The organism is Frankia sp. CcWB3, assembly GCF_977927595.1.
On sequence record NZ_CDWRCK010000001.1, the window covers coordinates 58,118 to 82,226 of the forward strand.

The 24,109-nt window shown below is 68.2% G+C and carries 22 protein-coding genes and 1 tRNA gene; 1 reads left to right on the plus strand and 22 read right to left on the minus strand.

Going from position 1 to position 24,109, the window contains the following annotated elements; all coding sequences use genetic code 11:
- Positions 1-2 precede the first annotated feature (2 nt).
- The 12 genes from rpsC to rpsL form a co-directional block, all read right to left on the minus strand.
- Positions 3-938 (minus strand): 30S ribosomal protein S3, encoded by a 936-nt coding sequence (gene rpsC, locus ACY5KJ_RS00310; protein ID WP_462185693.1) that lies wholly within the window; start codon positions 936-938, stop codon positions 3-5.
- Positions 938-1,375 carry a 50S ribosomal protein L22 gene (gene rplV, locus ACY5KJ_RS00315; protein WP_462202440.1) on the minus strand — a complete coding sequence of 146 codons (438 nt, stop codon included), beginning with the start codon at positions 1,373-1,375 and terminating at the stop codon, positions 938-940. The genes rpsC and rplV overlap by 1 nt, the downstream gene beginning before the upstream one ends.
- Positions 1,368-1,649 carry a 30S ribosomal protein S19 gene (rpsS, locus tag ACY5KJ_RS00320; protein WP_011435043.1) on the minus strand — a complete coding sequence of 94 codons (282 nt, stop codon included), beginning with the start codon at positions 1,647-1,649 and terminating at the stop codon, positions 1,368-1,370. Before rpsS ends, rplV begins: the two co-directional genes overlap by 8 nt.
- A gap of 93 nt (positions 1,650-1,742) precedes the next feature.
- Positions 1,743-2,576 (minus strand): 50S ribosomal protein L2, encoded by an 834-nt coding sequence (gene rplB, locus ACY5KJ_RS00325; protein ID WP_011435042.1) that lies wholly within the window; start codon positions 2,574-2,576, stop codon positions 1,743-1,745.
- Positions 2,577-2,622: 46 nt separating this feature from the next.
- The gene (gene rplW / locus ACY5KJ_RS00330; protein ID WP_011435041.1) at positions 2,623-2,919 is read right to left on the minus strand and encodes a 50S ribosomal protein L23; all 297 of its coding nucleotides are present in this window, start codon (positions 2,917-2,919) and stop codon (positions 2,623-2,625) included.
- Positions 2,916-3,653: a 50S ribosomal protein L4 gene (gene rplD / locus ACY5KJ_RS00335; protein ID WP_462185691.1), complete on the minus strand. Its 738-nt coding sequence runs from the start codon at positions 3,651-3,653 to the stop codon at positions 2,916-2,918. Before rplD ends, rplW begins: the two co-directional genes overlap by 4 nt.
- Positions 3,650-4,357: a 50S ribosomal protein L3 gene (rplC, locus tag ACY5KJ_RS00340; RefSeq protein ID WP_462185690.1), complete on the minus strand. Its 708-nt coding sequence runs from the start codon at positions 4,355-4,357 to the stop codon at positions 3,650-3,652. The genes rplD and rplC overlap by 4 nt, the downstream gene beginning before the upstream one ends.
- 17 nt (positions 4,358-4,374) lie before the next feature.
- Complete coding sequence (gene rpsJ, locus ACY5KJ_RS00345) at positions 4,375-4,683, minus strand: 30S ribosomal protein S10 (RefSeq protein WP_007514815.1); 309 nt, start codon at positions 4,681-4,683, stop codon at positions 4,375-4,377.
- Between the two features lie 339 nt (positions 4,684-5,022).
- Entirely contained in the window at positions 5,023-6,216 is a 1,194-nt protein-coding gene (tuf, locus tag ACY5KJ_RS00350; RefSeq protein WP_011435038.1) for an elongation factor Tu, read from the minus strand.
- A 73-nt stretch (positions 6,217-6,289) separates the two neighbouring features.
- The gene (fusA, locus tag ACY5KJ_RS00355; RefSeq protein WP_462202442.1) at positions 6,290-8,386 is read right to left on the minus strand and encodes an elongation factor G; all 2,097 of its coding nucleotides are present in this window, start codon (positions 8,384-8,386) and stop codon (positions 6,290-6,292) included.
- Between the two features lie 6 nt (positions 8,387-8,392).
- Positions 8,393-8,863, minus strand: coding sequence for a 30S ribosomal protein S7 (gene rpsG, locus ACY5KJ_RS00360; protein ID WP_009740531.1), 471 nt, complete (start codon positions 8,861-8,863; stop codon positions 8,393-8,395).
- Positions 8,863-9,237, minus strand: coding sequence for a 30S ribosomal protein S12 (gene rpsL, locus ACY5KJ_RS00365; protein ID WP_009740532.1), 375 nt, complete (start codon positions 9,235-9,237; stop codon positions 8,863-8,865). The genes rpsG and rpsL overlap by 1 nt, the downstream gene beginning before the upstream one ends.
- Before the next feature lie 553 nt (positions 9,238-9,790).
- Here rpsL and mug point away from each other — a divergent pair.
- Positions 9,791-10,378, plus strand: coding sequence for a G/U mismatch-specific DNA glycosylase (gene mug, locus ACY5KJ_RS00370; protein ID WP_462185685.1), 588 nt, complete (start codon positions 9,791-9,793; stop codon positions 10,376-10,378).
- On the opposite strand, the gene ACY5KJ_RS00375 is transcribed toward mug, so the two are convergent.
- The 10 genes from ACY5KJ_RS00375 to ACY5KJ_RS00420 form a co-directional block, all read right to left on the minus strand.
- Positions 10,355-11,200, minus strand: a complete 846-nt coding sequence (locus tag ACY5KJ_RS00375; protein WP_462185742.1) for an RluA family pseudouridine synthase — start codon at positions 11,198-11,200, stop codon at positions 10,355-10,357. The genes mug and ACY5KJ_RS00375 overlap by 24 nt on opposite strands.
- Before the next feature lie 309 nt (positions 11,201-11,509).
- A complete protein-coding gene (locus ACY5KJ_RS00380) occupies positions 11,510-15,397 on the minus strand; it encodes a DNA-directed RNA polymerase subunit beta' (RefSeq protein WP_462202444.1) in 3,888 nt (1,295 codons plus the stop codon).
- Positions 15,398-15,502: 105 nt separating this feature from the next.
- A complete protein-coding gene (gene rpoB / locus ACY5KJ_RS00385; protein WP_462185682.1) occupies positions 15,503-18,928 on the minus strand; it encodes a DNA-directed RNA polymerase subunit beta in 3,426 nt (1,141 codons plus the stop codon).
- 875 nt (positions 18,929-19,803) lie between these two features.
- A complete protein-coding gene (gene rplL, locus ACY5KJ_RS00390) occupies positions 19,804-20,196 on the minus strand; it encodes a 50S ribosomal protein L7/L12 (RefSeq protein ID WP_462185681.1) in 393 nt (130 codons plus the stop codon).
- A 103-nt stretch (positions 20,197-20,299) separates the two neighbouring features.
- On the minus strand, positions 20,300-20,863 hold the full coding sequence (rplJ, locus tag ACY5KJ_RS00395) for a 50S ribosomal protein L10 (protein ID WP_462185680.1): 564 nt from the start codon (positions 20,861-20,863) through the stop codon (positions 20,300-20,302).
- Between the two features lie 369 nt (positions 20,864-21,232).
- Complete coding sequence (gene rplA / locus ACY5KJ_RS00400) at positions 21,233-21,949, minus strand: 50S ribosomal protein L1 (RefSeq protein ID WP_462185679.1); 717 nt, start codon at positions 21,947-21,949, stop codon at positions 21,233-21,235.
- A 137-nt stretch (positions 21,950-22,086) separates the two neighbouring features.
- Positions 22,087-22,521, minus strand: coding sequence for a 50S ribosomal protein L11 (rplK, locus tag ACY5KJ_RS00405; RefSeq protein WP_462185678.1), 435 nt, complete (start codon positions 22,519-22,521; stop codon positions 22,087-22,089).
- Between the two features lie 35 nt (positions 22,522-22,556).
- Positions 22,557-23,357: a transcription termination/antitermination protein NusG gene (gene nusG, locus ACY5KJ_RS00410; protein ID WP_462202446.1), complete on the minus strand. Its 801-nt coding sequence runs from the start codon at positions 23,355-23,357 to the stop codon at positions 22,557-22,559.
- Positions 23,358-23,513: 156 nt separating this feature from the next.
- Positions 23,514-23,762, minus strand: a complete 249-nt coding sequence (gene secE / locus ACY5KJ_RS00415) for a preprotein translocase subunit SecE (RefSeq protein ID WP_462185676.1) — start codon at positions 23,760-23,762, stop codon at positions 23,514-23,516.
- Between the two features lie 78 nt (positions 23,763-23,840).
- Positions 23,841-23,913, minus strand: a tRNA-Trp gene (locus tag ACY5KJ_RS00420).
- Between the last annotated feature and the right edge of the window lie 196 nt (positions 23,914-24,109).

Below are 24,109 nucleotides of genomic sequence, written 5' to 3' on the forward strand. Positions count from 1 at the left end.
GTCTATTCCTCCGCCTTCTCCGGAGTGTTCGCCACGGCCGCCTCAGGCGTCGCGGCCGGCGTACTCGGCGCCGCGGTGGCGGACTCCGCGACAGGTGCCGTCGACTCGGCCGCCGCGGCCTCGCCCGCCGGAGTCTCAGCCGGGGCGTTCCCGCCGCCACCACCACGGCCCCGGCGCTCGCTGCGGGCCGCCGCCCGGCCCGCTTCGGTCCCGCCCTGGGTCGTGCCGGACGAGCCGGAACGCGGCCCGCGGCGCGGGCGCTCCCGGCGGGTCTGGCGCTGCAGCGCCTCCTGCGCCTCACGCTCGGCCCGGCTCTGGACGACGTCGCCCTTGTAGATCCAGACCTTCACGCCGATGCGGCCGAAGTTCGTCCGAGCCTCATAGAAGCCGTAGTCGATGTCCGCGCGAAGGGTGTGCAACGGCACCCGACCCTCGCGGTAGAACTCCGACCGGCTCATCTCGGCGCCACCGAGACGACCCGAGCACTGCACCCGGATCCCCTTCGCGCCGCCCTTCATCGCGGTCTGCATGGCCTTGCGCATCGCCCGGCGGAAGCTGACCCGGCTGGAGAGCTGCTCAGCCACCCCCTGGGCGACGAGCTGGGCGTCGACCTCGGGGTTCTTCACCTCGAGGATGTTGAGCTGCACCTGCTTGCCGGTGAGCTTCTCCAGGTCGCCACGGATACGGTCGGCCTCGGCGCCACGGCGACCGATGACGATGCCTGGGCGCGCGGTGTGGATGTCCACCCGCAGCCGCCCCTGGGTCCGCTCGATGTCGACCCGGCTGATGCCGGCCCGCTCCATGCCCCGCGACATCATCTTACGGATCTTCACGTCCTCGCCGACGTACGCCTTGTACTGCTTGTCGGCGTACCAGCGAGAGGTGAACTCCGAGGTGATACCAAGCCGGAACCCGTGCGGGTTGACCTTCTGCCCCACTACCGGGCCCTCCTTGTCGTCTTCGCGGTCGTCTTGGCGCCCCGGCCGGCCGCGGAGACCGGCTCCCGGCTCTCCACCACGACGGTGATGTGGCTGGTGCGCTTGCGGATCCGATAGACCCGGCCCTGGGCGCGGGGCCGGATGCGCTTGAGCGTCGGCCCCTCGTCCACGTAGACCTCGCCGACCCACAGGGTGGCCGGATCGAGGCTGTGGTTGTTCTCGGCGTTCGCCGCGGCGCTGGCGACAACCTTGTACACGTCCTCGCTGGCCGCCTGCGGAGCGAACCGGAGGATGTCCAGCGCCTCGCCGACCGAGCGCCCGCGCACCAGGTCGACGACCCGGCGGGCCTTCGTCGGCGAGACCCGGACATAGCGGGCCGAGGCCTTGGCCCCGGGAAGACCGGCCCGGGTCAGGCCGTCAACGAGATCGTCAGCCACGGCGTGACCTCCGGTCCTCCTTGACGTGGCCACGGAAGGTCCGGGTCGGGGCGAACTCGCCGAGCTTGTGCCCGACCATGCCCTCGGTGATGAAGACCGGGACGTGCTTGCGGCCGTCGTGCACGGCGATCGTGTGCCCCAGCATGTCGGGGATCACGGTCGACCGGCGCGACCAGGTCTTGATGACGTGCTTGGTGCCCTTGGAGTTCTGCAGATCCACCTTCTTGAGCAGGTGGTCGTCGACGAACGGGCCCTTTTTCAGACTGCGTGGCATGGCTGTGTCTCCTCCTTCCTGCTCAGATCCGATGGGTGCGGCTGGTCGGCGGCGCGCTGGTGGTCGACGCGGCCCGGGGCCTGGAGATCACCACTACCGCCGCCTGTTCTGCTTGCGACGACGCACGATGAGCGCGTCGGACGACTTGCGGGTCGCGCGGGTCCGCCCCTCCGGACGGCCCTTGGGGTTGACGGGGTGACGACCGCCGGAAGTCTTACCCTCACCACCACCGTGCGGGTGGTCGACCGGGTTCATCGCGACACCACGCACGGTGGGTCGGCGACCCTTCCAGCGCATCCGGCCGGCCTTACCCCAGTTGATGTTGCTTTGCTCCGCGTTGCCGACCTCGCCGACCGTCGCGCGGCAGCGCACATCCACGTTGCGGATCTCACCGGAGGGCATCCGCAGCTGAGCGTAGGGGCCGTCCTTCGCGACGAGCTGCACACTCGTGCCGGCGCTGCGGGCGATCTTCGCACCACCACCGGGACGCAGCTCGATGGCGTGCACCACCGTGCCGGTCGGGATGTTGCGCAGCGGCAGCGCATTGCCGGGCTTGATGTCGGCGCCCACGCCGGAGCTGACCGTATCGCCCTGCCTCAGCTTCACCGGCGCGAGGATGTATCGCTTCTCCCCGTCGAGGTAGTGCAGCAGCGCGATCCGGGCGGTGCGGTTGGGGTCGTACTCGATGTGCGCGACCTTGGCCGGCACCCCGTCCTTGTCCCGCCGGAAGTCGATGACCCGGTACGCCCGCTTGTGGCCGCCGCCCTGGTGCCGGGTGGTGATCCGGCCGTGGACGTTGCGCCCGCCCTTGGAGTGCAGCGGGCGGACCAGCGACTTCTCCGGGTGGTCACGAGTGATCTCGACGAAGTCGGCCACGCTCGCACCACGACGCCCCGGCGTCGTCGGCTTGTACCTACGAATACCCATGGCTTCCTACCGTCCTGGACCCACCGCCGCCGCGGAGCGCACGCGCTCAGGCACCGGGGCCTCCGAAGATCTCGATCGTGTCACCGGGAGCCAGGCTCACCAGGGCCCGCTTGGAGGCGGACCGGTGTCCCCAGCCGTGCTTGGTCCGCTTGCGCTTGCCCTGCCGGTTGATGGTGTTCACCCGCAGGACCCGCACATTGAAGATCTGCTGGACCGCGAGCTTGATCTGGGTCTTGTTCGCGTCCGGACGCACGATGAAGGTGTAGACGTTCTCGTCGAGCAGGCCGTAGCTCTTCTCGGAGACGACCGGCCGCAGGATCACGTCACGCGGGTCGGGAATCACTTGTTCTCCTCCGCCCCGGCCACACCTTCGGTGCCCGCGGCAGCCTCGGTCCCGGCGGTAGAGGTCGCCGGACGGGTGTCACGAGCAAGGAATGCGGCCAGCGCCTCCTCGGTGAAGACCACGTCGTCGCTCACCAGCACGTCATAGGTGTTGAGCTGGCCCGGGTCGAGCAGGTGCACCGCCGCGACGTTGCGCAGGCTCTTCCAGGTCAGCTCGTCCGAACGGCTCGCCACCAGCAGCACCCGGCGGGTGTCGGCGATCGTCCGCAGCGCGGTGATCGCGCTCTTCGTCGACGGCGCCTCGCCGGAGACCAGCGAGGACACCACGTGCACCCGGTTGTTGCGGGCCCGGTCGGACAGCGCGCCGCGCAGCGCGGCGGCCTTCATCTTCTTCGGGGTCCGCTGGTCGTATCTGCGCGGCGTGGGGCCATGCACGGTGCCACCGCCGGTGAACTGCGGAGCCCGCAGCGATCCCTGCCGGGCCCGGCCGGTGCCCTTCTGCCGATACGGCTTACGGCCACCGCCGCGGACCTCGCCGCGGGTCTTCGTGTCGTGCGTGCCCTGGCGGGCCGCCGCGAGCTGCGCCACCACGACCTGGTGGATCAGCGGGACGTTGAGCGGCACGTCGAACACGCCACCGGGCAGCTCGACACTGCCGCCGTCGCCCCCGTTCGGCGCGTGCACCGCGACGGTGCGCGTGGTGACGCTCGGGTCGGATGTGGCCACCCGGCTCATGCCGAGACCTCCTCACCGGTATCGGCCGGCTCGGCCGCCGGGGCGATGGTCTCGGGCGCCGGGCGCTTGGCCGCGCTGCGCACGAGGACCAGACCACCGTCCGGGCCGGGCACCGCACCCCTGACCAGCAGATAGCCGCGCTCGGTGTCGACGGCGTGGATCGTCAGCCCCGAGGTCGTTGTGCGCACGTGACCCATCCGGCCGGCCATGCGCAGGCCCTTGAACACGCGACCGGGAGTGGCGCAGCCGCCGACCGACCCCGGCGAGCGGTGCTTGCGCTCGACGCCGTGCCCCGCGCCCAGGCCCTTGAACCCGTGACGCTTCATGACACCGGCGAACCCCTTACCCTTCGAGGTGCCGGTGACGTCGACGACGGTCCCGGCGGAGAACACCTCGCCGGTCAGCTCCTGGCCGGGCCGGTAGTTGCCGGCGTCGGCGGTCCGCAGCTCGACGAGGTGGCGCCGAGGCGTCACCCCACTGGTGGCAAAGTGGCCGCGAGCGGGATTGTTGATCTTACGCGGGTCGATCTCGCCGTAACCGAGCTGCACGGCCGAGTAGCCGTCCGAGTCAGGCGTCTTGACCTGCGTGACGACGTTAGGTCCGGCCTTGATGACGGTGACCGGCACGACGCGGTTGTTCGCGTCCCATACCTGGGTCATCCCGAGCTTGGTGCCCAGGAGCCCTCTGTAGTTGCGGATGAGCATGACTGCGCCGGCCCCTCTTACAGCTTGATCTCGATATCGACGCCGGCGGGCAGGTCGAGGCGCATGAGCGAGTCGACCGTCTTGGGCGTCGGGTCAAGAATGTCGATCAGCCGCTTGTGCGTCCGCATCTCGAAGTGCTCGCGGCTGTCCTTGTACTTGTGCGGCGACCGGATGACGCAGTAGATGTTCTTCTCCGTCGGCAGCGGCACCGGTCCCGCGACCTGCGCGCCCGTCCGCGTCACCGTCTCGACGATCTTCCGCGCCGAGCTGTCGATGACCTCGTGGTCATAGGCCTTGAGCCGGATGCGGATCTTCTGTGCCGCCATGGTGGGCTTCGCCTGTCCTGTCTGTCTCGTCCGGCCGGTATCGCTACCGGGTCACCGCCCGTAGATCCTCACCGCCGGCCGCGCGGCGAGCCTGGCACCGCGCCGCCGGCGGAAAGAATCTGCCGGTTGTACCGCTGTCTCGTGCCGGTCCCGCTCGACGTGTCGACCGGGACCGGGCTGCGTCCCTTACCGGCGGCCGGTTGTCCTCGGCAGCCGAGTCTCGCGAGAGCCCTGCCTGGCCGGGGCGACCCCGCCACACGTGGGGCCGGGCCCCGTCTGGTCAGGCAGCGCAGTGGGCGGTGGGTCCGTACACACGCCCGGACCCACCGCCCACGGCTACTACTTGAGAACCTTCGTGACCTGGCCCGCGCCGACGGTCCGGCCACCCTCGCGGATGGCGAAGCGCAGACCCTCCTCCATGGCGATCGGCTGGATCAGCTCGACCGTCATCTCGGTGTTGTCCCCCGGCATGACCATCTCCGTGCCCTCGGGGAGGGTCACGACGCCGGTCACGTCGGTGGTGCGGAAGTAGAACTGCGGGCGGTAGTTCTTGAAGAACGGCGTGTGCCGTCCGCCCTCATCCTTGTTGAGGATGTAGACGCGAGCCTCGAACACCGTGTGCGGGGTGATCGACTTCGGCTTGACGATGACCTGGCCGCGCTCGACGTCCTCACGCTTGATACCGCGCAGGAGCAGACCGACGTTGTCGCCGGCACGCCCCTCGTCGAGCAGCTTGCGGAACATCTCGACACCGGTCACGGTGGTGGAGGTGGTCTCCGGCTTGATGCCGACGATCTCCACGGTCTCGTTGACCTTGACGATTCCGCGCTCGACGCGGCCGGTGACCACGGTGCCACGACCAGTGATCGTAAAGACGTCCTCGATCGGCATGAGGAACGGCCGGTCGATGTCACGCTGCGGCTCGGGGATCGACTCGTCGACCGCCGCCATGAGCTCGAGGAGCTTGGCGCCCCACTCCTTGTCGCCCTCCAGCGCCTTGAGCGCGGAGACCCGGACGACCGGAACGTCGTCGCCCGGGAACTCGTACGAGCTCAGCAGCTCCCGGACCTCCAGCTCGACGAGCTCGAGGATCTCCTCGTCGTCGACCATGTCGGCCTTGTTCAGGGCGACGACGATGTAGGGCACGCCGACCTGGCGGGCGAGGAGCACGTGCTCCTTCGTCTGCGGCATCGGGCCGTCGGTAGCGGACACGACCAGGATCGCGCCGTCCATCTGGGCGGCACCGGTGATCATGTTCTTGATGTAGTCGGCGTGTCCCGGGCAGTCGACGTGCGCGTAGTGCCGGGTGTCGGTCTGGTACTCGACGTGGGCGATCGAGATCGTGATGCCGCGGGCCTTCTCCTCCGGCGCCTTGTCGATCTGGTCGAACGGCGTGAAGGGGTTGAGGTCCGGGTAGGCGTCGTGCAGGACCTTGGTGATCGCCGCGGTCAGGGTCGTCTTGCCGTGGTCGATGTGACCAATGGTGCCGATGTTGACGTGCGGCTTCGTCCGCTCGAACTTCTGCTTCGCCACGGGTGTCCCTCCAAGGACGGGTGGTGTCGTGCAGTGTAGTCAGGTAGGGGTGTTGCTCACGCCGCGAGGGCGTTCACTCTCCCCGGGCCTTGGCGATGATCTCCTTGGCGACGTTCGCGGGAACCTCGGCGTAGGAGTCGAACTGCATGGAGTAGCTCGCCCGGCCGGAGGTCTTCGACCGAAGATCACCAACGTAGCCGAACATCTCCGACAGTGGCACCAGCGCCCGTACGATCCGGGAACCGCCCCGCTCCTCCATCGCCTGGATCTGCCCACGGCGGGAGTTCAGGTCGCCGATCACGTCACCCATGTGGTCCTCGGGGGTGGTGACCTCGACGGCCATCAGAGGCTCGAGCAGCACCGGGTCGGCCTTGCGGGCCGCATCCTTGAACGCCATCGAACCGGCGATCTTGAATGCGAGTTCGGACGAGTCGACGTCGTGGAACTGGCCGTCAAGCAGGGTGACCTTGACGTCCACCAGCGGGTAGCCGGCGAGCACACCGAACTCCATGGCCTCCTGGCAGCCCGCATCCACCGAGGGGATGTACTCCCGGGGGATGCGACCACCCGTGACCTTGTTCTCGAACTCGTAGCCGCCGCCGTCGCCGCCGGAGGGCTCCAGGTTGATGATCACCCGGGCGTACTGGCCGGATCCACCCGTCTGCTTCTTGTGGGTGTAGTCGACCTTCTCCACCTTGCGGCGGATCGTCTCCCGATAGGCCACCTGCGGCTTGCCGACGTTCGCCTCGACACCGAACTCGCGGCGCATCCGGTCGACCAGCACGTCCAAGTGCAGCTCGCCCATGCCGGCGATGATCGTCTGACCGGTCTCCTCGTCGGTGCGGACCTGGAAGGTCGGGTCCTCCTCGGCGAGGCGCTGGATGGCGGCGCCCAGCTTCTGCTGGTCGACCTTGGTCTTCGGCTCGATCGCGACGTGGATGACCGGCGCCGGGAACGTCATCGACTCCAGGATCACCGGGGCGTTCGGGTCGCAGAGCGTGTCACCCGTGGTGGTGTTCTTCAGCCCCACCACGGCCACGATCTGTCCCGCGCCGACGCCCTCCCGGTCCTCCCGGTGGTTGGCGTGCATCTGCAGGATCCGGCCGACGCGCTCCTTGCGGTCCTTCGTCGAGTTCAGCACCGGCGAACCACCGGTCAGCTTGCCGGAGTACACCCGGATATAGGTCAGCTTACCCACGTACGGGTCACTCATGATCTTGAAGGCGAGCGCGGAAAACGGCTCGTCCTCGCTCGGCTCCCGGCGGACCTCGGTCTCCTCGCCGCCGACCGCATGGCCGACGGTGGCGCCGATGTCCAGCGGGTTCGGCAGGAAGTCGACGACGGCGTCGAGCATGGGCTGGACGCCCTTGTTCTTGAACGCCGAACCACACAGCACCGGGTTGACCTTGCTCGCCAGGGTCGCGCGGCGCAGGGCGGCGATGAGCTGCTCCGTGGAGGGCTCCTCACCCTCGAGGTAGAGCTCCATGAGCTCGTCATCGTTCTCGGCGACGGTCTCGAGGAGCTTGTCGCGCCACTCCTGCGCGGCCTCGAGGTGATCCCGCGGGATGTCGACGGTCTCGTAGGAGGCGCCCTTGTCCTCGGTCTTCCAGAGGAGGCCCTTCATGCGGACCAGGTCGATGACACCGCGGAAGTCGGCCTCCACGCCCCACGGGAGTTGGATCACGGCCGGCGTCGCGTCGAGCCGGTCGATCATCATCTCCACGCAGCGGTGGAACTCGGCACCGACCCGGTCCATCTTGTTGACGAAGGCGATACGCGGGACGTTGTAACGGTCGGCCTGCTTCCAGACCGTCTCGCTCTGCGGCTCGACTCCGGCGACCGCGTCGAAGACCGCGACCGCACCGTCGAGGACCCGCAGCGAGCGCTCCACCTCGACGGTGAAGTCGACATGGCCGGGGGTGTCGATGATGTTGATGGTGTGGTCGCGCCAGATACAGGTGGTGGCCGCGGAGGTGATGGTGATCCCCCGCTCCTGCTCCTGCTCCATCCAGTCCATCGTGGCGCCGCCCTCGTGGACCTCGCCGATCTTGTAGTTCACACCGGTATAGAAGAGGATGCGCTCGGTGGTGGTGGTCTTGCCCGCGTCGATGTGGGCCATGATCCCGATATTGCGGGTCCTGGCCAGCAAAGAATGTACGTCAGATGGCATCTCGGATCACCAGCGGTAGTGGGCGAAGGCCTTGTTGGACTCCGCCATCTTGTGGGTGTCCTCCCGGCGCTTCACGCTGGCGCCGAGGCCGTTGCTCGCGTCGATGAGCTCGTTCATCAGCCGCTCGGTCATCGTCTTCTCGCGACGAGCCCGGGAGTAGCCGACGATCCAGCGCAGCGCGAGGGTGGTGCTCCGGCCGGCGCGAACCTCGACCGGAACCTGGTAGGTGGCACCACCCACCCGGCGGCTACGCACCTCCAGCGTCGGCTTGACGTTGTCCAGCGCGCGCTTGAGCGTGACGACCGGGTCGTTGCCGGTCTTGTTCTTCGCACCCTCGAGTGCGCCGTACACGATGCGCTCCGCGACCGACTTCTTACCGCTCAACAGCACCTTGTTCACCAGCGCGGTCACCAGCGGCGACCCGTACACCGGGTCGACCACCACGGCGTGCTTGGGCGCAGGCCCCTTGCGCGGCATCAGCCCTTCTCCTTCTTCGCGCCGTAGCGGCTACGAGCCTGCTTACGGTTACGGACGCCCTGCGTGTCGAGAGCGCCTCGGACGATCTTGTACCGGACACCCGGAAGATCCTTCACTCGGCCACCGCGAACCAGGACGATCGAGTGCTCCTGCAGGTTGTGGCCGACCCCGGGGATGTAGGCGGTGACTTCGATCCCGCTGTTCAACCGGACCCGGGCCACCTTGCGCAGGGCCGAGTTCGGCTTCTTCGGGGTGGTCGTGTAGACGCGGGTGCACACACCACGACGCTGAGGGCTTCCCTTGAGTGCCGGGGTCTTGGTCTTCTCGACCTTGTCCTGCCGGCCCTTGCGGACCAGCTGCTGGATCGTGGGCAACGCCGCTCCCGTTCCTGTCACGCCTCGTCGTACTGCCTTGGGCAACCAGACCGGTACGCCGGCCTCCCTGCTGCTGTGGTCCGCACCCGACCCACCGGAGTGTCCTCGAGCGGCTTCTCCGACCCACGCGGTCGGGCGTGTCGCGCCATTCGACCGGAACCTCGATGCGGTAATCCAGTTCCGGTGAGGGGCACGCCAGCCCGCCCGTCCGCTTCGCGGAATCGAGCTCGACAGTCGCCGACGGATACCCGAATAGTGACTTTACGTCAACCTAGCGAGCACCACGGCGCCACATCGAAGTGCAGGACGCACGCCGGAGCCACGTGGACTCCGACCACAGGGCTCAACAGTACTCCACGCCCGCGTCAGGTGTCGAACGGGGGTGTCCGGCGAAATCCCCCACAGACCCCGCGCGCACTATGGCACTCGACAAGCGCATGCACTCGACGAGCGGCACAGGCGGGCAGCAGCACGGCCCCACGTACTGGCACGCTGCACCTACTGGCACGCTGTACGGGACAGCACGATACCGGCATCGGAGGCCCGCGAGGACATGTCTGACGCAGCCGGCGCGCGATTCGCGGCCGCCCCCGCCCGACGCCGGCCGAGCCGGGACGAGCTGCTCGCGGCCTACGGGACCACCGTCCCGGACCTGGTCGCCCCGGCCACCGTCGTGCTGCTCTGCGGGATCAATCCGTCCCTCGAGTCCGGGGCCACCGGCTTTCACTTCGGCACGCCGAGCAACCGGCTGTGGCCGGTGCTGCACCTCGCCGGCTTCACCCCACGCCGGCTGCATCCCAGCGAGACCGACGAACTGGCCCGCCGGGGCATCAGCATCACCAATCTCGTCCACCGCTCCACCGCGCGCGCCGACGAGATCAGCGATGACGAGGTCCGCGCCGGCGTGCCCCGGCTCACCGAACTCGTCGAACGGGTCTCGCCCCGGTGGGTGGCCTTCCTCGGCCTGGCCGCCTACCGGATCGGGTTCGGGCGCCGCAGCGCGAAGGTCGGCCGCCAGGCGGAGACCCTGGGACCCGCCGGCATCTGGCTCCTGCCCAATCCGAGCGGCCTGAACGCGCACTATCAGCTGCCCGACCTGGTCCGAGTCTACGGCGAGCTACGCGAAACCGCCTATTCCTGACCCACCCGCCACGTTCCCGAGGAGGGCCGCCGCCGGGCCGGCCGGCAGATGCGCGCGTACCGGGGCCCAGAAGTCGGCTCCGGGGGGCGCCTCGACCTCGATGCGGGAGCCGCCGGCCCAGGCCGCATCGAAGGCGAGCCGCCACGAGTGCAGCAGGGTGCGGGCGGTGGCACCCCGGCCGAACAGCGGATCGCCCTCGATCGGGTGCCCGATCCAGGCCAGATGCACCCGGATCTGGTGGCGCCGCCCGCTGACCGGCGTGACTGCGAGCAGGGTGTACTCACCGCCCTCCCATACCCGGATGAAGGTCGTGACGGACGGGTATGTCCGGACGTGGGAGAACACCGCGGCGGGCGGAATCGTCCAGCGTCCGACGCCCGCGCCGGTCGGGGCAAGCCCTGCCCGGGGAACCTCCGCCAAGGGGGCCATCTCCGCCAGGCCGGCCATGATGTCGGCCCGGTTCGCCGCCACCCGGACCCGACTCTTGCGCCCCACGCTCAGCGGCAGATCAATGGTCCCCGAGGCGGGCAGTCCACGGGTCCGGGTCAGGACGAGGTATCGCTTGTCCACCGTGCGGCGCTGGAACTGCCGGGTGAGATCACCGTGGAACCGCAACTGCCGGGCGAAGAGCACCAGGCCCGAGGTGACCTTGTCGATGCGGTGCACCGGGAACAGCTCCTCGCCGTCATCCCCGGCGAGGGTGACGAGATCGGTGTCGTGCCGCTCTCCCATAACCGAGATGCCGACGGGTTTGTCTAGCACGAGAATGGCCTCATCCTCGTAGATCATTCGCTCCCGGCGAATCTCGGTCCACCCGGTCATAAAACGGCCAGCCCCGGTCACGTCAACTGCCGGGGAGCGATTCGATGGCCACTGTCCGATAAGGCGCGGCCAACCGACTCAGGTCGTCGTGGTCGCCGGTCAGAATCACACCGCCGCTACCTTCCACCGCCACCGCAGGTGCCTGCCCCTATCCTACCGATTTCCGCCTCTGCGCGCCGTCCCACCAGCGGGCTCCGGACCTGGACGCGCAACCGGCCCGGCACCCTGGTGAGGGCGCCGGGCCGGTCCTGATCGATCTGGCTTCGGTCGGGCTCTGGTCAGCTCCGCTCGGTCAGCCTCGCGACCTGCTCAGCGGAAGTCTCCCGAGCTGCGGTAGTCGAACTCGTCCAGCGGGACCGCCTGGCCGGAGCCCGTGCCGAACGCGCCGTAATCGACGCCGCCGTCCTCGTAGGCACCGACGGAGTACATCGCCGCACGTGCCTCCTCGGTCGGCTCGACCCGGATGTTGCGGTACCGGGAGATCCCGGTGCCGGCCGGGATGAGCTTTCCGATAATGACGTTCTCCTTCAGGCCGACGAGCGAGTCCGACCGGGCGTTGATCGCCGCGTCGGTGAGCACCCGGGTCGTCTCCTGGAAGGATGCGGCCGACAGCCACGACTCGGTCGCCAGCGACGCCTTGGTGATCCCCATGAGGACCGGGCGGGCCGAGGCCGGCTGGCCACTGGCTTCCACCACCCGACGGTTCTCCGCCTCGAACCGGGCCCGCTCGCAGAGCTCACCGGGCAGCAGGGTGGTGTCACCCGACTCGAGAACGTTCACCCGCTTGAGCATCTGGCGGATGATGATCTCGATGTGCTTGTCGTGGATCGACACACCCTGCGACCGGTAGACCTCCTGGACCTGGTCCACCAGGTGGAGCTGGACCTGGCGCGGCCCGAGGATGCGCAACACCTCGTGCGGGTCGACGGCACCGTCGACGATCTGGCTGCCGACCTCGATGTGGTCGCCCTCGCGGACCCGCAGGCGCGAACGCCGCGAGACCGGGTAGGCGATCTCGTCGCTGCCGTCGTCCGGCACCACCACGACCTTGAAGGTCTTCTCGGTCTCCTCGATCTTCACCCGGCCGGAGACCTCGGTGATGGGGGCCTTGCCCTTCGGGCTGCGCGCCTCGAACAGCTCGACGACACGCGGCAGGCCCTGGGTGATGTCGTCGCCGGCGACGCCACCGCTGTGGAAGGTACGCATCGTCAGCTGGGTGCCGGGCTCACCGATGGACTGCGCGGCGACGATGCCGACGGCCTCACCGACGTCGACCAGCTTGCCGGTGGCGAGCGAGCGCCCGTAGCACTGGGCGCACACTCCCATCCGGGACTCGCAGGTCAGCGCCGAGCGGACCCGCACCTGCTCGATGCCGGCCTCGATGATCTGGCTGATCGCGACGTCCCCGGCGTCGGTGCCGGCGGGCACGATGACCTCGCCGTTCGCGTCGATCGCGTCGGAAGCCAGCGTCCGCGCGTACGCCGAGGTCTCGGCGTACCGGTCCCGGACCAGCACCCCGTCGGCGCCCTTGCGGGCGATCCGGGTGAGGATGCCGCGCTCGGTGCCGCAGTCCTCCTCGCGGACGATGACGTCCTGGCTGACGTCGACGAGCCGCCGAGTCAGGTACCCCGAGTCCGCGGTGCGCAGGGCGGTGTCAGCGAGTCCCTTACGGGCACCGTGGGTGGAGATGAAGTACTCCAGCACGGTCAGACCCTCGCGGAAGTTCGCCTTGATCGGCCGCGGGATGATCTCACCCTTCGGGTTGGAGACCAGGCCACGCATGCCGGCGAGCTGCCGGATCTGCATCATGTTTCCAGCGGCTCCGGAGTTGACCAGCACGTAGACCGGGTTGGTCGCCGGGAAGTTCTCCTCCATCGCCTCGGCGATCTTGTTGGTCGCCTCGGTCCAGATCTGGACCAGCTCGCTGCGGCGCTCCTCATCGGACAGGAAGCCGCGGTCGAACTGCTTCTGGACCCGGTCGGCACGCTGCTCGTAGTCGTCGAGGATCTCGGCCTTGTTCGGCGGCGCGACGACGTCCTCGATCGCGACGGTGACCCCGGACCGGGTGGCCCAGTAGAAACCGGCGCTCTTCAGGGCGTCCAGGGTCGCCGCTACCTGGATCTTCGGGTACCGCTCAGCCAGGTCGTTGACGATCGCGGCCTGTGCCTTCTTGTTCAGCTGGGCGTTGATGAAGGGGTAGCCCTCCGGCAGCGCCTCGTTGAGCAGGCAACGGCCGAACGTGGTCTCCAGGGTGAACACGTCCCCGGTGACCCAGTCGGCGGGCGGGACCCAGTCCGACGGCGGGGTGGTGTCCCGCAACCGCACCTTGATCTTCGCCTGAAGGGCGATCTCCCGGGCGTCGAACGCCATCTGCGCCTCGGCGACGCTGGAGAACGACCGCCCCTCGCCGAGCGCCCCCTCGGCCAGGCGGGACAGATGGAAGACCCCGGTCACCATGTCGAGGCTCGGCATCGCCAGCGGCCGGCCCGATGCGGGCGAGAGGATGTTGTTGCTCGACAGCATCAGGATCCGCGCCTCGGCCTGCGCCTCGGCGGACAGCGGCAGGTGCACCGCCATCTGGTCACCGTCGAAGTCGGCGTTGAACGCCGTGCAGACCAGCGGGTGGATCTGGATGGCCTTGCCCTCGACGAGCTGCGGCTCGAAGGCCTGGATGCCGAGGCGGTGCAGGGTCGGCGCCCGGTTGAGCAGCACGGGGTGCTCGGTGATGACCTCCTCGAGCACGTCCCACACGACCGGGCGGGCCCGCTCGACCATCCGCTTCGCCGACTTGATGTTCTGCGCGTGGTTGAGGTCCACCAGGCGCTTCATCACGAACGGCTTGAACAGCTCCAGCGCCATCTGCTTGGGCAGACCGCACTGGTGCAGCTTGAGCTGCGGACCGACGACGATGACCGAACGGCCGGAGTAGTCGACCCGCTTGCCCAGCAGGTTCTGGCGGAACCGGCCCTGCTTGCCCTTGAGCATGTCGGACAGCGACTTCAGCGGACGGTTACCCGGGCCGGTGACCGGCCGGCCGCGGCGGCCGTTGTCGAACAGCGCGTCGACGGCCTCCTGCAGCATCCGCTTCTCGTTGTTGACGATGATCTCGGGCGCGCCGAGGTCGAGCAGCCGCTTCAACCGGTTGTTCCGGTTGATCACCCGGCGATACAGGTCGTTGAGGTCCGAGGTGGCGAACCGGCCACCATCGAGCTGCACCATCGGGCGCAGATCGGGTGGGATCACCGGGACGCAGTCGAGCACCATCCCCATCGGGGAGTTGCGGGTGTTCAGGAACGCCGAGACAACCTTGAGCCGCTTGAGCGCGCGGGCCTTCTTCTGACCCTTGCCGCTGCGGATGGTCTCGCGCAGCGACTCGGCCTCGGCGCCCAGGTCGAAGTCAGCGAGCCGCCGCTGCAGCGCCTCGGCGCCCATGCCGCCGTCGAAGTACGCACCGAAGCGGTCGCGCAGCTCGCGATAAAGCAGCTCGTCCGGCTCCAGGTCCTGGACCTTCATGTTCTTGAAGCGGTCGAAGACCCGGTCGAGATCGTCGATCTTACGCTGCACCCGGTCCCGGATCTGGCGCATCTCGCGCTCGGCCGACTCGCGGACCTTGCGTCGCGCGTCACCCTTGGCGCCCTCGGCCTCGAGCTGCGCGAGGTCGGCCTCGAGCCGCTTCTGCCGGACTTCCGCGTCGGCGTTCTTCTTGTCCTCGAGCTGCTGTTTCTCGACGCCGATGCGGGCCTCGAGGGTGGGCAGGTCGCGGTGACGCGCCTCCGTGTCGACCTTGGTGATCATGTAGGCGGCGAAGTAGATGACCTTCTCGAGGTCCTTCGGCGCCAAGTCCAGCAGGTAGCCGAGCCGGCTCGGAACACCCTTGAAATACCAGATGTGGGTGACTGGGGCGGCGAGCTCGATATGCCCCATGCGTTCGCGGCGCACCTTGGCGCGGGTGACCTCGACGCCGCAGCGCTCGCAGATGATGCCCTTGAAGCGGACCCGCTTGTACTTACCGCAATAGCACTCCCAGTCCCGGGTGGGACCGAAGATCTTCTCGCAGAAGAGTCCGTCCTTCTCCGGCTTCAGGGTGCGGTAGTTGATCGTCTCCGGCTTCTTGACCTCACCGTGCGACCACTGGCGGATGTCATCCGCGGTGGCGAGACCGATGCGCAGTTCGTCGAAGAAGTTGACGTCCAGCAAGACTGTCGCCTGCTCTCTCTTTCTCGGTCGGGACGCTGGAGTCGGATGGAGCCGCCGGAGGCCTCGCCGCCCATCAGGGCGGGGGCGTCGGACCCCCGGCGTCCGTCAGACCTCCTCGACGCTGCTCGGCTCGCGCCGGGACAGGTCGATCCCGAGTTCCTCCGCCGCACGGAAGACGTCCTCGTCGGTGTCACGCATCTCGATCTGCACGCCATCGCTGGAGAGCACCTCGACGTTGAGGCACAGCGACTGCATCTCCTTGATGAGCACCTTGAACGACTCCGGGATACCGGGCTCCGGAATGTTCTCGCCCTTGACGATCGCCTCGTAGACCTTGACCCGGCCCACGACGTCGTCGGACTTGATGGTCAGCAGTTCCTGCAGGGCGTAGGCGGCGCCGTATGCCTCCAGCGCCCACACCTCCATCTCGCCGAACCGCTGGCCACCGAACTGCGCCTTACCACCCAGGGGCTGCTGGGTGATCATTGAGTAGGGACCGGTCGACCGGGCGTGGATCTTGTCGTCGACCAGGTGCAGCAACTTGAGGATGTAGATGTAGCCGACCGCCACCGGGTAGGGATACAGCTCACCGGTCCGGCCGTCGAACAGCTTGGCCTTGCCGGAGGAGCCGATCAGCTGGACGCCGTCGCGGTTGGGCAGGGTGGAGTCGAGCAGGCCGGTGATCTCCTCCTCGCGAGCACCGTCGAAGACGGGGGTCGCCACGTTGGTGCCGGCCGGGGCGGCGTCCGCGCCGATGCCGCGCAGCCGCTCCTTCCAGTCCTCGGTGCCGGAGTCGACCTGCCAGCCGGTCTTGGCAACCCACCCGAGGTGGGTCTCCAGGATCTGGCCGAGGTTCATCCGGCGCGGCACGCCGTGCGGGTTGAGCACGACGTCGACGGCGGTGCCGTCCTCGAGGAAGGGCATGTCCTCGACGGGCAGGATCTTGGCGATGACACCCTTGTTGCCGTGCCGGCCGGCAAGCTTGTCCCCGTCGGTGATCTTCCGCTTCTGGGCGACGTAGACCCGGACCAGCTCGTTGACCCCGGGCGGGAGCTCGTCGCCGTCCTCGCGGGAGAACACCCGCACGCCGATGACCTTGCCGGACTCACCGTGCGGCACCTTCAGCGAGGTGTCACGGACCTCCCGGGCCTTCTCCCCGAAGATCGCGCGCAACAGGCGCTCCTCGGGGGTCAGCTCGGTCTCGCCCTTGGGTGTGACCTTGCCGACCAGGACGTCGCCGGGCGAGACCTCGGCGCCGATCCGGATGATCCCCCGCTCGTCGAGGTCGGCGAGAACCTCCTCGGCGACGTTCGGGATGTCCCGGGTGATCTCCTCCGGGCCGAGCTTGGTGTCGCGGGCGTCGACCTCGTGCTCCTCGATGTGGGTCGAGGACAGCACGTCGTCCTGGACGAGACGCTGGGACAGGATGATCGCATCCTCGTAGTTGTGCCCCTCCCACGGCATGAAGGCGACCAGCAGGTTCTTGCCGAGCGCCATCTCACCGTTGTCGGTGCACGGGCCGTCCGCGATGACCTGGCCAGCCTCGACCCGGTCGCCCTCGTTCACGATCGGCTTCTGGTTGATGCAGGTGCCCTGGTTCGACCGGCGGAACTTCGCCAGCCGGTAGGTGCGCCGGGTGCCGTCGTCGTGCATGACAGTGATGTAGTCGGCCGAGAGATCCTCGACCACCCCCGCCTGGGCGCAGACGACCACGTCGCCGGCATCCTTGGCCGCGCGGGCCTCCATCCCGGTGCCGACCAGCGGCGCCTCGGAGCGCAGCAGCGGCACCGACTGGCGCTGCATGTTGGAGCCCATGAGCGCGCGGTTGGCGTCGTCGTGCTCGAGGAACGGGATCATGGCAGTGGCCACGGAGACCATCTGACGGGTCGAAACGTCCATGTAGTCGACCTCATCCGGCGGGATGAACTCGACCTCACCGCCCTTGCGGCGGACCAGGACACGGTCCTCCGCGAACGTTCCGTCCGGCCGTAGCGGCGCGTTCGCCTGCGCCTTGACGTGCCGGTCCTCCTCATCGGCGGTCAGGTAGTCGATCTCGTCGGTGACGCGGCCGTCCACGACCTTGCGGTACGGCGTCTCAACGAAGCCGAACGGGTTGATCCGGGCGAACGTCGACAGCGAGCCGATCAGACCGATGTTCGGGCCTTCCGGCGTCTCGATCGGGCACATCCGGCCGTAGTGGCTGGGGTGCACGTCGCGAACCTCGAAGCCCGCCCGCTCTCGAGAAAGGCCGCCTGGGCCAAGTGCGTTCATCCGACGCTTGTGAGTCAGACCAGCCAACGGGTTCGTCTGGTCCATGAACTGCGAGAGCTGACTGGTGCCGAAGAACTCCTTGATGGAGGCGACGACCGGCCGGATGTTGATCAGGGTCTGCGGCGTGATCGCCTCGACATCCTGCGTAGTCATCCGCTCGCGGACGACCCGCTCCATCCGGGCAAGTCCCAGCCGGACCTGGTTCTGGATCTGCTCGCCGACCGAGCGCAGGCGACGGTTGCCGAAGTGGTCGATGTCGTCGACCTCGTACTCGGCCGGATCGGCGCCCGCGTGCAGCTTGACGACGTACTCGATGGTGCGGACGATGTCGTTCTCGGTGAGAACGCCGATGTCGTGAGCAACGTCGAGGGAGAGCTTCTTGTTGACCTTGTAGCGACCGACCTTGGCGAGGTCGTAACGCTTCGGGTTGAAGAAGAGGTTCTCCAGCAGGGTCTGCGCCGACTCCCGTGTCGGCGGCTCACCCGGGCGCAGTTTGCGGTAGATGTCGAGCAGCGCATCGTCCTGGCCGGCGGTGTGGTCCTTCTCCAGGGTGATGCGCATCGACGGGAAGTCACCGAACCGCTCGAGGATGCGGGCCTCGTCCCAGCCGAGCGCCTTGAGCAGCACCGTGACGGACTGACGGCGCTTGCGGTCGATCCGCACGCCCACGGTGTCGCGCTTGTCGATCTCGAACTCCAGCCAGGCTCCCCGGGAGGGGATCACCTTGCAGGAGTACAGGTCCTTGTCGGAGGTCTTGTCGAGGCTGCGCTCGAAGTAGACCCCCGGGGAGCGCACGAGCTGGCTGACCACCACGCGCTCAGTGCCATTGATGACGAAGGTGCCCTTCGGGGTCATGAGCGGGAAGTCACCCATGAACACCGTCTGGCTCTTGATCTCGCCGGTGGTGTTGTTGGTGAACTCGGCCGTGACGAACAGCGGGGCCGAGAAGGTCATGTCCTTGTCCTTGCACTCCTCCACGGAGTACTTGGGCGGTTCGAACCGGTGGTCCCGAAAGGACAGTGACATCGAGCCGGAGAAGTCCTCGATCGGGGAGATCTCCTCGAAGACCTCCTCGAGACCCGAGGTGATCGGAACGTCGTCACGGCCGGAATCGATGGCCTCCTGCACCCGCTCCGCCCAGGCGTCACTACCGATCAGCCAATCGAAGGACTGCGTCTGAAGAGCAAGGAGATCCGGGACCTCGAGGGGCTCGATGATCTTAGCGAACGAGATGCGGGAAGAAGAGCGCGAGGCGGCCAAGGTGGTCCTTCCGGTGGCCTGATCGTCGGGCTGGCGTCGCGGACGTCAAGTATCCGTCGGGGAATGGTCAGGTGATCAGTGTCTCGCTACGGTTGTCAGGAACGGCGGCGGGGGGTGCCCCACCGGTGAGACGATGGCCGCGGGACGTGGAGGCCGACCCCCGGGCGTCCTGCGTAGCGGATGTGCGGCCGACAACGGGCACGCGAAAGCCTCGCCACGGCATGTGCGCGCGGCGACACGAGTGTCCGCTGAGAACAACGGATCGGTGTATGGGCAAGGGTCTCGCTCAGGGTCCTCGGTGTGGCAGCCGTACAGCCGTGCCACACTCCGGCACGACCAGCGCGCCTCCGCATCGTCCCGGACCGACCGCGAGTACCGCTCCGGACCACGTAACCGGAACCGCCTCACGGTGCATACCAGCCCCCGAACAGGGCCGACCGTCACCAACGGCACGGTGTCGGCGAGGTCGATACAACGAGAAGGGCAGCGCAAACTAGCAGTGTAGCCGAAGGGCACACCGCTGGCAAGGATCTGCGTGATGGGACCACGCAGGGAGGACGTAGCGCACCGCATCTGCTCCCGACGAGGGTTCGCAAACTTGATGGAACTCCGATCCACAGAGGCCGTCAACCCCCTTCGGAAAACGTCACGAACGGACCCGACCTGCCCATCTGTGCATCGGGCCGCCTGCGGTGGACCTTCCGGGCCTTCCAGACAGCACGTGCCGGGGCACCGCAGAGAGGTGCCCCGGCACGGGGGTGTCCGCCACGGCCACGCCGAGCGGCCGCAAGAGACGCCCCGCCCGGCGACGGACATCGCCGGGCGGGGCGTCCCAGGGCAGCGAGGTGCTGCCGGTACTGCTCGGACTGCCGGTACTACTTGACGGTGACCGTGGCGCCGGCGCCCTCGAGGGCCGCCTTCGCCTTGTCCGCCGCCTCCTTGGCGACCTTCTCCAGGACCGGCTTCGGAGCCCCGTCGACGAGGTCCTTGGCCTCCTTCAGCCCGAGGCTGGTCAGCGCACGGACCTCCTTGATGACCTGGATCTTCTTGTCACCGACGGATTCAAGGATGACGTCGAACTCGTCCTGCTCCTCGGCGGCCGGCGCCTCGCCGCCCGCACCATCGGCGGCCGGGGCTGCGGCCACGGCGACCGGAGCCGCGGCGGTGACGCCGAAGGTCTCCTCGAACTGCTTCACGAACTCCGAGAGCTCCAGCAGGGTCAGTTCCTTGAAGGCGTCCAGCAGCTCTTCGGTCGACAGCTTCGCCATGGTGGCGGTTCCTTCCTTGTCATGCCTGATTCGGGGTGGCCTGCTCGTGACTGCGAGCGACCTGATTGTGACCTCGGGGCGGCACCATGGTGGCGCCGTTCGGCTATTCGGCGGCAGCCTCGGCGGCCGGCTGCTCGGCGGCGCCGACGGACTGGCCTTCGCGCTGCTCGCGCAGCGCCTCCGCAAGCCGGGCCACCTGGGACAGCGGAGCGGCGAAGAGCCCGACGGCCCCGGCCAGCGTGCCCTTCATCGCCCCGGCCAGCTTCGCCAGCAGGACCTCGCGGGACTCGAGATCCGCAAGCTTGCGAATCTCGTCGGCGGTCATCGGCTTGCCCTCGACGAAGCCGCCCTTGAGCACCAATGCCGGGTTCGCCCGAGCGAAGTCGCGCAGGCCCTTGGCCGCCTCGACCGGGTCGCCGCTGACGAAAGCGACAGCGGTCGGCCCGACGAACAGGTCGTCGAGTCCGGTGACCCCGGCCTGCTCCGCCGCAATCTTGGTCAGAGTGTTCTTGACCACGGAGTAGCGCGTGCCCTCGCCGAGGGCACGCCGCAGCTCGGTGAGCTGGCTCACCGTCAAACCGCGGTACTCCGTGAGCACCGCGGCGGTCGAGCCACGGAGCTCCTCGACGATCTCCGCCACCGCGGCGGTCTTCTCAGCTTTCGCCATGGGGCTCCTTCGGGGTGTCGGCTGGTCATCCGGAAACGCCCCCGGAACATGACGAACGCCCCGGCGCAGGCGCACGGGGCGTGAAGGGCGGCGGTGGCGCTACCGGGTGCGTCACCCGGCTGCGTGCATCCGCCACGGAGCTTCCCGTCCGTCACCTGCGCGGGCCGCCCGGAGAACCCGGGGCCTTCGGCCGTCGGTCGAACCGGACGAGGAGTGACCCTCGACGGGAACGGAGACGGCAACCAGCGGTCTTCGGTGTGGAACTGGATATCAGTGTACGCGATTGTTGTCCGCGGCTGTTCGTCGCTGTTCGCCCGCCCGGCGGCCGCACGCATGGCTTCGCGCGGCGGTGCCTCCGGACGGGCCGGATCAGGCGGCGGCACCCTCGTCGAGCAGGTTGCGGGTGCGGTTCGGGTCGACCGGGATACCCGGGCCCATGGTGGTCGTGAAGGTGACCTTCTTCAGGTACCGGCCCTTGGCCGCGGACGGCTTCACCCGGACGATCTCATCCAGGGCAACCGTGTAGTTCTCGATCAGCTGGGTGTCAGTGAAGTTCGTCTTCCCGATGACGATATGCAGGTTACCCTGCTTGTCTACCCGAAAGTTGATCTTTCCACCCTTGATGTCGGAGACGGCCTTGCCGATGTCCAGCGTCACGGTGCCGGTCTTCGGGTTCGGCATCAGGCCGCGGGGGCCCAGGACCCGAGCGATCCGACCGACCTTCGCCATCTGGTCGGGCGTCGCGACGGTCGCGTCAAACTCCAGGAAGCCCTCCTGGATCCGGGCGACCAGGTCGTCGCTACCGACGATGTCGGCCCCGGCCGCGCTCGCCTCAGCGGCCTTCTCCCCGGCGGCGAAGACGGCGACGCGGGGGGACTTCCCGGTGCCGTGCGGCAGGTTGACCGTGCCACGGACCATCTGGTCGGCCTTACGAGGATCGACCCCGAGCCGGATCGCAACCTCGACCGTCGCGTCATACTTCGTCGTCGAGGTCTGCTGCGCGAGGCGGACCGCCTCCAGCGGGCTGTAGAGGTTCTCCAAGTTGATCTTCTCGGCCGCGGCGCGGTAGGCCTTGCTGCGCTTCATACTGTCTGTCTCCTCGTGGTGATGGCGGACGGCCGTCGAAGGGGCGCGGCGACGTGGACACGTCCTGTCCACCCGGCACCTGCGCCCGGCCGCCCTCCCACTGGTCGGTCCGGTGGTGGGGGAAACTCGAGGGCGTACTACTCGCCGACCGTGATACCCATGGATCGGGCGGTACCAGCGATGATCTTCTCGGCGGCCTCGATCGAGGTGGCGTTGAGGTCCGGGAGCTTGGTCTGGGCGATCTCGCGGATCTGCGCCGCGGTGAGCTTGGCAACCTTGTCCCGGTGCGGGGTGCCACTGCCCTTCTCCACGCCCGCGGCCTTGAGGATGAGCCGCGCGGCCGGCGGGGTCTTCGTGACGAAGGTGAAGGACCGGTCGTCGTAGACGGTGATCTCGACCGGCACGACGTTGCCGGCCTGCGACTCGGTCGCCGCGTTGTACTGCTTGCAGAACTCCATGATGTTCACGCCATGCTGACCCAGCGCGGGGCCGACCGGCGGCGCCGGGGTGGCCTTGCCGGCGTTGATCTGGAGCTTGATGATCGCGGTGATTTTCTTCTTCTTGGGAGGCATGTGCTCGTCTTCCTACCGGGGTTCTACGGAGCGGATCAGATCTTCGCGACCTGATTGAACTGCAGCTCGACGGGCGTCTCCCGACCGAAGATCGAGACCAGCACCTTCAGCCGCTGGGCGTCGAGGTTGATCTCGCTGATGGTCGCCGGGAGCGTGGCGAAGGGGCCGTCCATGACGGTGACGGACTCGCCGACCTCGAACTCCTGCACCCGGACGGTCTCGACCTTCTTCTCCTTCGGCGCAGCCGGGGCGAGGATCGAGAGGACCTCCTCCCGGCGCAGCGGGGAGGGCCGGGAGGTGAGCCCGACGAACCCGGTCACACCCGGGGTGTTGCGGACCGCCGACCACGACTGATCGGTCAGATCCATCCGGACGTAGATGTAACCTGGGTACTTCTTCTGCTGGACAAGCTGCCGCTTGCCGTTCTTGACCACCGGGACCTCCTCGGTGGGCACCTCGATCTGGAAGATGTAGTCCTCCATGTTGAGGCTGGAGATCCGGGTCTCGAGATTGGTCTTGACCTTGTTCTCGTACCCCGCGTAGGAGTGCACGACGTACCACTCGCCGGGCGCGTCCTCGATCGCCCGCCGCAGGTCATCGGCGTCGTCGGCATCGTCGTCCGTCAGGGCCGGCGGCACCGTCCCGACCGCCGGGGAGGCCGGGAAAGCACCCTCGGGATCGGTCTCGGGATCGGTCTCGGCGGCGGCGTAGACGCCGCCGAGACCGGCGCCAGCGTCCGTGCTCGCCACCTCGTCGTGCTCGAACGCCGCGAGGGGATCGAGACGGGCGAGGGCCTCCCCCTGCTCGGAAGAGGCGTGCTCGGGCGACTGGGACACGCGGACGATCCTTACTCTCGTGAACACTTCTGCTGCTGTGGACCCGCGGAGCGGCGCTGCGCGGGCGTGGGGCCGGACGGGCAGCCCGCTCGCCGACGGGCAGCTCCAGCGACCACCGCCTGCCTCGGCCCCGGCCTGTCCGGCCGGTGGGGCCCGTCAGCCGAAGACCGCGAGAACCGCCTTCGTGAGGCCGAAGTCGAGGATAGCCACGAAGGCCGTCATCACGCTGACGAAGACGAGCACGACCAGCACATAGGTGATCAGCTCACTCCGCCCGGGGTAGACGACCTTCCGTAGCTCCGCCATGACCTCGCGGATGAACACAAGTGGCCGATACCGACGTCGACCCGCGGCACGCGTAGCCCGCTTGGGGCGCGGTGCCGCGTCACGGGTATCGGTCGCCACTCAACTCCACCCACTCCGTCATCGGACCAGCGTCATCGGACCAGTCAGGTCATCGGACCAGCCAGCTGTCGAACAGCGCAGGGGCGACAGGACTCGAACCTGCAACCGCCGGTTTTGGAGACCGGTGCTCTACCAATTGAGCCACGCCCCTAGACACACACCCGGATCCTTGCGACCGCTACGCCACCATACCCCGGCTATGCGCTACGTAGCACATAGCCCAGACGTAGTGCATAGCTCAGCCGCACGGTGATGTACCGGAATGGGTACCCGAGCGGATCGAGCATACCCCTTTGCCGCCTGGACTCCGCGTACGGCGACTCCGCGTACGGCGATCGCGTCGAGGG